The organism is Geminicoccus sp. (genome assembly GCF_035556675.1).
GTDB lineage: Bacteria > Pseudomonadota > Alphaproteobacteria > Geminicoccales > Geminicoccaceae > Geminicoccus.
This window is the reverse complement of the sequence record NZ_DATMFZ010000385.1, coordinates 18,176-28,041: the sequence shown is the minus strand read 5'-3', so window position 1 is coordinate 28,041 and position 9,866 is coordinate 18,176. Positions and strand designations below refer to the sequence as shown.

At 69.2% G+C, this 9,866-nt stretch carries 9 protein-coding genes; 7 read left to right on the top strand and 2 right to left on the bottom strand.

The window, feature by feature from the left end; genetic code table 11:
* Positions 1-1,032, bottom strand: a 1,032-nt coding sequence (locus VNS22_RS27815) for an ATP-dependent metallopeptidase FtsH/Yme1/Tma family protein (protein WP_325738399.1), incomplete at its 3' end; no start/stop codon positions are given.
* 165 nt (positions 1,033-1,197) lie between these two features.
* Between VNS22_RS27815 and VNS22_RS27810 the strand changes: the two genes are divergently transcribed.
* From VNS22_RS27810 to VNS22_RS27800, 3 genes are read left to right on the top strand one after another with little or no spacing between them, the layout of a single operon-like run.
* Complete coding sequence (locus tag VNS22_RS27810) at positions 1,198-1,560, top strand: sarcosine oxidase subunit delta (RefSeq protein ID WP_325738398.1); 363 nt, start codon at positions 1,198-1,200, stop codon at positions 1,558-1,560.
* Positions 1,557-4,484 carry a 2Fe-2S iron-sulfur cluster-binding protein gene (locus tag VNS22_RS27805; protein ID WP_325738396.1) on the top strand — a complete coding sequence of 976 codons (2,928 nt, stop codon included), beginning with the start codon at positions 1,557-1,559 and terminating at the stop codon, positions 4,482-4,484. Before VNS22_RS27810 ends, VNS22_RS27805 begins: the two co-directional genes overlap by 4 nt.
* Positions 4,477-5,040 carry a hypothetical protein gene (locus tag VNS22_RS27800; protein WP_325738395.1) on the top strand — a complete coding sequence of 188 codons (564 nt, stop codon included), beginning with the start codon at positions 4,477-4,479 and terminating at the stop codon, positions 5,038-5,040. Before VNS22_RS27805 ends, VNS22_RS27800 begins: the two co-directional genes overlap by 8 nt.
* Here VNS22_RS27800 and VNS22_RS27795 read toward each other — a convergent pair.
* Positions 4,970-5,914 (bottom strand): DMT family transporter, encoded by a 945-nt coding sequence (locus tag VNS22_RS27795; RefSeq protein WP_325738394.1) that lies wholly within the window; start codon positions 5,912-5,914, stop codon positions 4,970-4,972. The genes VNS22_RS27800 and VNS22_RS27795 overlap by 71 nt on opposite strands.
* 189 nt (positions 5,915-6,103) lie before the next feature.
* On the opposite strand from VNS22_RS27795, the gene VNS22_RS27790 reads away from it, so the two are divergent.
* The 4 genes from VNS22_RS27790 to VNS22_RS27775 all read left to right on the top strand — a co-directional run bounded on the left by VNS22_RS27790 (position 6,104) and on the right by VNS22_RS27775 (position 9,865).
* Positions 6,104-6,907: a M48 family metalloprotease gene (locus tag VNS22_RS27790; protein ID WP_325738392.1), complete on the top strand. Its 804-nt coding sequence runs from the start codon at positions 6,104-6,106 to the stop codon at positions 6,905-6,907.
* A 130-nt stretch (positions 6,908-7,037) separates the two neighbouring features.
* Positions 7,038-8,030: a TRAP transporter substrate-binding protein gene (locus VNS22_RS27785; protein ID WP_325738390.1), complete on the top strand. Its 993-nt coding sequence runs from the start codon at positions 7,038-7,040 to the stop codon at positions 8,028-8,030.
* Positions 8,031-8,090: 60 nt separating this feature from the next.
* Entirely contained in the window at positions 8,091-8,594 is a 504-nt protein-coding gene (locus VNS22_RS27780; RefSeq protein WP_325738388.1) for a TRAP transporter small permease, read from the top strand.
* The gene (locus tag VNS22_RS27775; protein WP_325738387.1) at positions 8,591-9,865 is read left to right on the top strand and encodes a TRAP transporter large permease; all 1,275 of its coding nucleotides are present in this window, start codon (positions 8,591-8,593) and stop codon (positions 9,863-9,865) included. Before VNS22_RS27780 ends, VNS22_RS27775 begins: the two co-directional genes overlap by 4 nt.
* The last annotated feature ends 1 nt before the right edge of the window (position 9,866 follow it).

Here is a 9,866-nt window from a genome sequence, read left to right as displayed (position 1 = left end):
CTTCGCCTTCTTCATATGCACCTTGAGGATCTGGATGCGTCCGGTCTTGTCCGGCCGGTCGACCAGGACCTGGCGGTCGAACCTTCCGGCGCGCAGCAGCGCCGGGTCCAGGATCTCCGGCCGGTTGGTCGCGGCCAGGAGGACCAGGCCGCTGCGGCTGTCGAACCCGTCCAGCTCGACCAGGAGCTGGTTCAGCGTCTGCTCCTTCTCGTCATGGCCGCCGGCCATCGGCCCGATCCCGCGCGCGCGGCCCAGCGCGTCGAGCTCGTCGATGAAGATGATCGCCGGCGCCTTGCCCCGCGCCTGCTCGAACAGGTCGCGCACCCGGGCCGCCCCCACGCCCACAAACATCTCGACGAACTCCGAGCCGGAGATCGAGAAGAACGGAACCTTGGCCTCGCCGGCCACCGCCTTGGCCAGCATGGTCTTGCCGGTGCCGGGCGGGCCCACCAGCAAGACGCCCTTGGGCATCCGTCCGCCGAGGCGACCGTATTCTTCGGGGTTCTTGAGGAAGGCCACGATCTCCTTGAGCTCGTCCTTGGCCTCGTCGACCCCGGCCACGTCCTCGAAGGTCACCTTGGTGTCGGTCTCGACATAGACCTTGGCCCGGCTCTTGCCGATCTGCATGAGCCCGCCGCCGATCCCTCCGCCCAGCCGCCGGAGCAGGAACATCCACAGGCCGAAGAACAGCAGCACCGGCAGGACCCAGGATAGGAGGTCCGACAGGAAGTTGCTCTCGATCTGGCCGGTGAAGCGGACATCGTACTTCTGCAGCTCGTCGGCAAACGCCGGATCCACCCTGGTCGTGGTGAAGTAGCGCTGGCCGCCAGGCAGCGGCTCCTTCAACTCGCCGCGGATGAAGTTGTCGGAGATCGCGACCTCGGCGACCTTGCCGTCGCGCAGATACTGCTCGAACTCGCTGTAGAGGATCGGCGCTACCTGCTGGCTCGTGCTGTACAGGTACTGGATGAACAGGATGCCGGCCAGCGCGGCGAGCCAGTACCAGAGGTTGAACTTGACGTCCTTGTTCATGAGCCGCGTCCCTCGCCTCGTCCACCGCCTGCGGGCGGCGTCAGCCTGCCCGTAAAACTGGAGCGGCACCAGCCGAAGGGCAGGGGCTGCGGACTGGCCGGAATGGCGGTGCGCCGCTAGCCTTGGCCGCGCCCGGGCCTGTGCGCCGGGTGTGACGGAGGTGGGATGCTGTCGATCGCCTGTCCCTGGTGCGGCCCGAGGGACGAGACGGAGTTCCGGTTCGGCGTGGAGGCGGCAGTCCGGCGCCCGCTGCCCGACACGGCGGACGACCGGGCCTGGGCGGACTATCTGTTCTTCCGCGAGAACCGCCGCGGCCGGCAGCAGGAGCTGTGGTGCCATGGCGCCGGCTGCGGCCAGTGGTTCCTGGTCGACCGCGACACCGTCACCCACGAGATCCATGGCACCTCGGTGCTGCCGGGTCATCCCTCGGCCGAGGGCCGCCGGGCAGGGCCGGCCGAGGCACCCGCCGGCCATGACGCGCCAGCTCCCTCCGAGGCGGTGCTGGGCGGTGCCGGGGAAGCCGCGTGAGCCACCATTCCCTGCGCCTTCCGGCAGGCGGGACCGATCTCGACCGCGCCCGCCCGCTCTCCTTCACCTTCGCCGGCCGCCGCCTGCAGGGCTTTGCCGGCGACAGCCTGGCCTCGGCCCTGCTGGCGAGCGGCCAGCGGGTGCTCGCTCGCTCGTTCAAGTACCACCGCCCGCGCGGGCTCTGGGGCTTCGGGCCGGAGGAGCCCAACACGATCCTGGACGTGCGCTTCCCGGATGGCCGGCACGACCCGAACGCACGCGCCACGCTGGTGCCGCTGGAGGACGGCATGGTGGTCGGCACCGTCCATGGCTGGCCGTCCGCACAGCGCGACCTGTACGGCTTCGTCGACCGGCTGCACCCGCTGATCCCGGCGGGCTTCTACTACAAGACCTTCATGCGGCCGAGCTGGCACCTGTTCGAGCCACGCATTCGCAAGATGGCCGGCCTGGGCGTGGTGCCGGACCAGAGCGAGCCGCTGCAGCGCGCCCAGCGCCATGCGCAGGTACCGCTCGTGGTGGTGGGTGCCGGGCCGGCCGGACTGGCCGCTGCCCGGGCCGCGGCGCTGGCCGGGCTGGAGGTGATGCTGGTCGACGATCAGCCACGCCCGGGCGGTCAGCTCCTGACTGATCCGGTCGTGATCGACGGCCAGCCGGGCGATGCATGGGTAGCGGTGGTTACCGCCGAGCTGGTTGCCCATCCGAAGGTGACCCTGCTGCCCACCACCACGGCCCTCGGGATCTTCGACCATGGCCTCCTGGTCCTGGCCGAGCGGCGGCGGCTGCCGCGCGGCTTCGCGCCCGAGCGGCTGTGGAAGGTGCGGGCGGGGCAGGTGATCCTGGCGACCGGGGCCATCGAGCGACCGCTGGTCTTCCCGGACAATGACCGTCCGGGCGTGATGTCCGCCTTTGCCGCGCGCAGCTATCTGGCCCGCCACGGCGTGCTCGCCGGGCGTCACCCGGTCGTGCTGACCGGCAATGCCGCCGGCCGGCGCACCGCCGAACTGCTGGCGGCCGCCGGTGCGGAGCCGGTGATTGTCGATCTGCGCGCCGACAGCCCGCCGCATCCGGAGTTCCCGACCTATGCCGGCGCGGTGGTGACCGCGGTGCACGGGCGCAAGGGTGTAACCGGCGTGCGCGTGGAGCCTCTGTCGGGCGGGTCTGCCACGGAGATCGCCTGCGACTTGGTGGCGGTGGCAGGCGGCTGGACGCCCAGCTTGCACCTGCACATGCATGCGGGCGGCCGGCTGCGCTTCGAAGAAACGATCGACGCCTTTGTGCCCGAGGGGCCGGCCGGCGTGGTGCGGACGGTCGGTGCCGCGAACGGTGCGTTCGCCACGGCGGACTGCCTGGTGCAGGGACATCAGGCCGGGCTCCTTGCGGCCAGCGCCGACCTAGCGCTCCCAGCACCCGTGGCGGAGCCGGAACCGGCCTGGACGCAGGCGGTCTGGCGCAAGCTGGACCGGCCCAAGGCCAGGCAGTGGGTCGACTACCAGCACGACGTGACGGCCAAGGACATCGAGCTGGCCGTCCAGGAGAATTTCGTCTCGGTCGAGCATCTCAAGCGCTACACCACGCTCGGCATGGCGACCGACCAGGGCAAGACCAGCAATCTGAACGGGCTGGGCCTGCTGGCGCAGCGGCTGGACCGGCCGGTGGCGGAGGTCGGCACCACCACCTTCCGCCCGCCCTACACCCCGTTCTCGCTGGCCGGGGTGGCCGGCTCCCGCCAGGGTAGCCTGCTGAGCCCGCTCCGGCTGCTGCCGGCCTATCGGGAGCACCAGCGGCAAGGGGCGGTGTTCGAGGATTATGGCGGCTGGTGGCGGCCGGCTTGCTACCCGAAGGGCGGGGAGGGCAGGCAGGCCGCGATCGAGCGCGAGGTGCTGGCGACCCGCTCCGGCGTGGCCCTGTTCGACGGCAGCCCGCTCGGCAAGATCGAGCTGAAGGGTCGGGATGCCGGCAGCTTCCTCGACCGGCTCTACTACCACCGGCTGAGCGACCTGAAGCCCGGCCGGATCCGCTACGTGTTCCTCCTGACCGAGCATGGCAAGGTCTATGACGACGGCGTGGTGGCAAGGCTGGCAGAGGACCATTTCCTGCTCTCGCCGTCCTCCAGCCATGCCGCGGGCGTCCATGCGATCGTCGAGGAATGGCGGCAGACCGGCTGGCCGGAGCTGGAGGTGATCGCCACCAACGTCACCACCGCCTGGGCGACCTATGCGGTGACCGGGCCGAAGGCGCGACGTGTGGTCGAGCGGCTGCCATTGCCGGTCGACCTGTCGGCCGCAGCCCTGCCGCACATGGGCTTCTGCCAGACCGAGCTTGCCGGCGTGCCGCTGCGGATCGCCCGGGTGAGCTTCACCGGGGAACTGTCGTTCGAGCTGAGCGTGCCGGCCGCCTACGGCCCGGCCCTTTACCGCCGCCTGGAGGAGCTGGGCGCGCCAGAGGGCATGGTGCCGCTCGGCTCCGAGGCCCTGCTCGTGCTGCGCGCGGAGAAGGGCTACGTGCTGGTGGGCCGCGACACGGACGGCAACACCGAGCCGCAGGACCTGGGTTTCACGGCACCACTGCGCACCAAGCAGCACGACTTCGTCGGCCGCCGCTCCCTGCAGCGTGTGGCCAGCCGCGAGGCCGGGCGGCTGGAGCTGGTGGGGCTGCGCAACACCGTCCCGGACGAGCCGATCCCGACCGGCGCCCACATGTTCATCCGCGACGAGGCGGGCAACCGGAAGAGCCGCGGCTACGTCACCTCTGCCTACCGCTCGCCCACGCTCGGCCGGCCGATCGCCCTGGCCATCCTGGCAGACGGCAGGGCGCTGCAGGAACAGGGCGCGGAGGTCGACCTGTTCCACCTGGACCGGACCTATCGCGCCCGGGTGGTGAGCCCGGTCTTCTATGATCCTGCCGGGGAGCGCCTGCGTGGCTGAGGTTTTCGAGCTGCGTCCGCTGCCGCTGGCCGATGCGCTGGGGCTGGTGCCGATCCCGGCGGTCGAAGGCCTGCGGGTGGAGGTGGCAGCGCTCCGTGCCGTGATCGGCGTGGCGGGCACCCATGGTGCGGCGGGCCTGGGCGATGCGCTGGCGGACGTGCTGGGCCACCGACTGGACCCGGCCCCCGGCAGTGCCGGCGGCACCGAGCCCCGCTCGCTATGGACCGGGCCGGACCGCTGGCTGGTCGCCAGCGAGCGGTCGGACCGTTTCGACCTGGCACGGCGCATCCGCGAGGCGGCACCGCGCCCGACCCTGGTGACCGACCTGACCGACGGGCTGCCGGCGATCGACCTGATCGGGCCGCGTGCCCGGGAGCTGCTGGCCCATGGCTGCCCGGTGACGCTGGCAGACGGCCGGGTCGCCCGGACCCTCCTGGCGCTGCAGCCGGTCACTTTGCTGAGTGAGGCGGACCGGGTGCGCCTGTTCACCGACCGCGCGCTGGTGCCGTTCCTCTGGGATTGGCTCGCCCGCCACGCACCGCTCGCGGCGGCCTAGGCGCGGACGTAGCCCGGCCACGCAGCACATAGATCCCTGCACCAATCACCAGCGCGGCGCCGACCACGACCCAGGCGTCCGGCCAAGTGCCGAACAGGCCGATGCCGATCAGCGTGGCCGGGATGATCTGGATGTAGGTGAACGGGGTGAGGCTGGCGGGTGCGGCGCGCCTAAAGCCCTGGATCAGGCAGAACTGGGCGGCGCCGAACAGCAGGCCGGACAGGACCATGACGGCCCAGGCTTCGGCACTGACCGGGCGCCAGTCGAGCGGCAGCACGATGCTGGTCGCGATCAGGCCGGTGCCGATCGACCAGGCGAGCGTGGTCACCGGGTCGTCGTGGCGGCCGATGAAGCGCATGGCGATCTGGTAGAGCGCGAAGAACAGGGCGCAGCCGAGCGGGAAGATGGCGGCCCAGGCGAACGCGTCGGTGCCCGGGCGCACCATCACCAGGATGCCGGCAAAGCCCAGCAGCACGCCGATCCAGTCGTGCCGGCTGGTGCGTTCGCGCAGGAGCGGCGCCGATAGTGCCACCACCAGGAGCGGGGCGGCGAAGGTGAGCGCCGTCAGCTCGGCCAGCGACAGGAGTCCGAAGCCGCCCGCCACGGAAAAGCTCGCCAGCACCGGGAACAGGCCCATCACCGCCTGGACCAGCGGCCGGCTCGTGCGGAGCCTCGCCAGCCCGCCCTGTCGTGCCAGGACCAGGAGCACCACCGGCAGGGCGAAGGCACAGCGTGCCCAGACGATCTGCACGACGCTCTGGGTCTGGGCCAGGAAGATTCCGGCAGCGTCCATTGCCGCGTAGCCGCTGACCCCGGCAATCACGAACAGGACGGCTCCGAGCGTCAGCCGGGGGGCTGCGGTTCCAGCGGTCATAGGTCGGCAGTCTCGAAGCTCGCTTGGCGGCCATGATGCCTGGCCGATCGTAGGCCGGGATTTGGCATGGCGCTGCCCGGCCGTCACCTGCCGATTGGCGCTGTCGGCAATCACAGGCAGGATTCGGGGAACCGGCGACCGGGTCGCCTGCTCAACAAGTTGCCGGTCCGAATCGAGGGGAGGCACGTCATGCCGTTGTTCTGCCGATGCTGTGCTGGCCTGTCGCGCCGCCATCTCCTGGCGCTGGCCGGGGCGAGTGCCACAGCCGGGCTTTCCGGCTGCGCCGCCTATAACGAGCTCGCCGCCTCCACGGTCTCGCCCGAGCAGGAGGCGCAGCTCGGCGCCCAGGCCTTCCAGCAGATCAAGGGCGAGACGCCGCAGCTGCGCAGCCCGCAGGCCCAGGCCCGCGTCCAGCGGATCGCCAGCCGGATCGTGCCGGCCAGCGGCTCGAGCATCCCGTTCTCCGAGTGGGAGGTCGTGGTATTCGACAGTGACGAGGTGAACGCCTTCGCGCTGCCCGGCGGCCATATCGGGGTCTATCGCGGCATCCTCGACATCGCGAAGAGCGACGACGAGATCGCGACGGTGATGGGCCACGAGGTCGGCCACGTCACCGCCCGCCATGCGGCACAGCGGATCGGCACCAGTCAGTTCGCCGAGCTGGGCACTGCCCTGTTCGGCGCCGGTGCCCAGGCCTACGGGCTCCCGACGCAAATGATCGGCCTGCTGGGAGCGGGCGTCCAGTACGGCCTGATCCTGCCCTATACCCGCAACCAGGAACTCGAGGCCGATTCGCTGGGGCTGCGCTACATGGCACAGGCCGCCTACAACCCCGAGGCGGCGGTGACGTTCTGGCAGGCCATGCAGGCCAATGCCGGTGCCGACGGTGCGCCCGCCTTCCTGTCGACCCACCCGAGCGGCGAACAGCGTATCGCCCAGATCGAGGCCATGCTGCCGGAGGTGATGCCGCTCTATCAGCAGGCGGCGAGCTGACTGCCTGGGCTGCTCCCTGGCCGCCCTTGGCGGTTGTCGACTCGCTGGTTAGCTCATTATACCATCCGCCCAGGCCGTGGATCGATCCATCGGATCTAGCCGGCTGATCACGGGGTCATGGGGGGAACAGATGAAGCTGCTGCTTTCGGCGCTGGGCGCCGCGATGCTGGTCGCGCAGGCCGGTGGCGCACTGGCGCAGGAGGTGAAGGAGATCCGGCTGGGGTCGCCATGGCCCACGTCGAGCACCATTCACGAGGCGCTGCCGGTGTTCGCCGAGGAGGTCGAGAAGCTCTCCGAGGGGCGCATCAAGGTCCGCGTCTATCCGGACAGCCAGCTGGGCGACATCCAGGCGCTGATCAACGGCGTGCAGCTCGGTACGGTCGACATGACCTATCTGGCAATCGGCAATGCCGGGGTGCTGCGCGGCGGCGCACCGCTCAACGTCGCCTACACGCCCTACCTGTTCAACACCAAGGAGGATGCCGAGCGGATCGCCAACAGCGAGGTTTTCCAGCCGCTCTACGACGATCTGGCCGAGCAGTCGGGGGTGCGCATCTTCGCGGTGCATGGCGCCCGCTCGCCGCGTGCCGTGCAGAACACGCAGCGGCCGGTCAAGACGCCAGCCGACCTGGAAGGGCTGAAGATCCGCATCCCGCCGATCGACGGCATCCGGGTAGCCTTCGAGACGATGGGTGCGCGGCCGGTCGTGCTGGGCCTGGGCGACACCTACAACGCAATCGAGCGTGGCCAGGTGGACGGGCATGAGAACGGCATCGACGCCGCGGTCGGCTACAAGTGGTACGAAGTCGCCAAGTACTTCACTCCCACCGACCATATCTTCGAGACCGCGGCCTTCTACGTGAACGAGAGCCTGTGGCAGTCCTTCTCCGAGGAGGACCGGGAGATCTTCCGCAAGGCCGCCGCGACCGGTGGTGCCGCCATGACCAAGGCGGGCGAGGCGGTCGACAAGGAGGGCTATGAGATCTTCGCCGAGAACGGTGTCGAGGTGACGGAGCCCGACAAGGAGGCGTTCCGCGAGGCCCTGAAGGACGTCTACAAGCAGTTCGAGGGCACAGTCTGGCCAGACGGGCTCGTGGCCAAGATCCGGGCCATGCAGGAATAAGAAAGCTGGATCGAAGGCCGCCTGCACCAAGAGGCGGCCTTTCTTCTTGGTGAGCTCTCCATGACCTTCGAATCGATCGACCGGCGCGTGGCGACGCTCGCCCGGATCGTCGGCAGCGTGCTCGACATCTTCATCGGCCTGCTCGTCGTTGGCCTGCTCTTGCTGGTGTTCTCGCAGTTCATTGACCGCAACTTCTTCGTGCTCTGGCGGCAGTCGCCCGAGGAATACGTGAAGATCGGCCTCGTCTGGCTCTGCTTCGTCGGACTCGCCCGCGCGTTCATGACCGACGAGATCATCCGCATCATGATCCTGCACGAGGTCCTGCCGCCCAGGATCCTGACGATCCTCGACACGCTCGTCGACCTGCTCATGCTGGCCGTGCTGGTCATCCTGGCGGTCAAGAGCGTCACCATGATCCAGGTGGCCCAGTATCAGATGATCCTGGGCACCAACCTGACCCTGGCGGTGCCGGCCTACGGCGTCCTGGCCGGCGTCCTGCTGCTCATCCCCCTGATCGCGTGGCGGATGGTGCGCCGCATCGTGCTGGGAGCACCGCGCCCGTGAGCCTCCTGTTCCTGTCCTTCCTCCTGCTGCTTCTCCTCGGCACCGAGGTCGGGTTCGCGATGGTGATCGCGGCCTGGTTCGGCATCGAGTTCAAGACGGACCGCTTTGTCGACCTGGTCATGCTGCCGACCTCGATGCTGAGCGGCGTCAGCTTCTATGCCCTGGTCCAGATCACGCTGTTCATCCTGGCCGGCGAGATCATGAATCGCGGCGGCATCACCCGCCGGCTGATCGACTTCGCCGGCGTCTGGGTCGGGCGCGGGCCTGGCAGCCTGGGCCAGGTTTCGGTCGGCGCCAACGTCATGATGGCCGGCATCTCCGGCTCGGCGGTGGCGGATGCGACCGCGATCGGCAAGGCGATGATCCCGGAGATGCGGGTCAAGGGCTATCCGGTCAGCTATTCCGGCGCGGTGATTGCGGCCGGTGCTTTGATCGGCCCGATCATCCCGCCATCCATCCCGATGGTGGTCTACGCCCAGATGGCGAACACCTCCGTCGCCAAGATGTTCATGTCGGGCCTGCTGCCGGGCCTGCTGCTCGCCGCCGGGTTCATGGTGATCAGCGCGTTGATCGGCCGGGCCCGCGGCTTCCCGGTCGGCCCGAAGGTCGACTGGCGCACGAGGCTCAAGGTCTCGGCCAGTGCAGTCTGGGCGCTGCTGCTGCCGATCATCATCCTGCTCGGCATCCGGCTGGGGCTGATGACCGATACCGAGATCTCCTCGGTGGCGGTCGTCTATGCGCTGTTCGTCAGCATGTTCGTCTACCGCAGCCTGAAACTCAGTGAATTGCCCGAACTGTTCGCCAGTGCGGGACGGAGCAGTGCGGTCATCCTGTTCCTCCTGGCGGCGGCAGCACCGTTCTCCTGGCTGGTGGCGGAGAGCCAGATCGCCGACCGCGTGGTGGACATGATCCACACCATCTCCACGGATCCGGTGATGGTGCTGGTCATCATCAACATACTGCTGTTGCTGGTGGGCCTGGTCCTGGAGCCTCTGCCGGCCATGGTCATCTTCCTGCCGGCCCTCATCCCGATCGGCATCGATCTCGGCATCGACCCGATCCATTTCGGCTGCGTGGTCGTGATCAACCTGATGATCGGCCTGATCACCCCGCCGGTGGGCCTCCTGCTGTTCGTCGTGTCCAGCATCGGCAAGATCCCGTTCATCGCGGTCGCCCGCGAGGTCATGCCGTTCCTGGCCTGGTCGATCGTGGTGTTGTTCCTGGTCGTGGTGTTCCCGCCGCTGGCCCTGTGGCTGACGCTGGGGATGTGAG

What these genes read in the sequence shown, in the direction of transcription:
- VNS22_RS27810 (WP_325738398.1), top strand. Translation starts at nt 1,198, where the DNA reads ATGCTGTCGATCGCCTGTCCCTGGTGCGGCCCGAGGGACGAGACGGAG.
- VNS22_RS27795 (WP_325738394.1), bottom strand. Translation starts at nt 5,914, where the DNA reads ATGACCGCTGGAACCGCAGCCCCCCGGCTGACGCTCGGAGCCGTCCTG.
- VNS22_RS27790 (WP_325738392.1), top strand. Translation starts at nt 6,104, where the DNA reads ATGCCGTTGTTCTGCCGATGCTGTGCTGGCCTGTCGCGCCGCCATCTC.
- VNS22_RS27785 (WP_325738390.1), top strand. Translation starts at nt 7,038, where the DNA reads ATGAAGCTGCTGCTTTCGGCGCTGGGCGCCGCGATGCTGGTCGCGCAG.
- VNS22_RS27780 (WP_325738388.1), top strand. Translation starts at nt 8,091, where the DNA reads ATGACCTTCGAATCGATCGACCGGCGCGTGGCGACGCTCGCCCGGATC.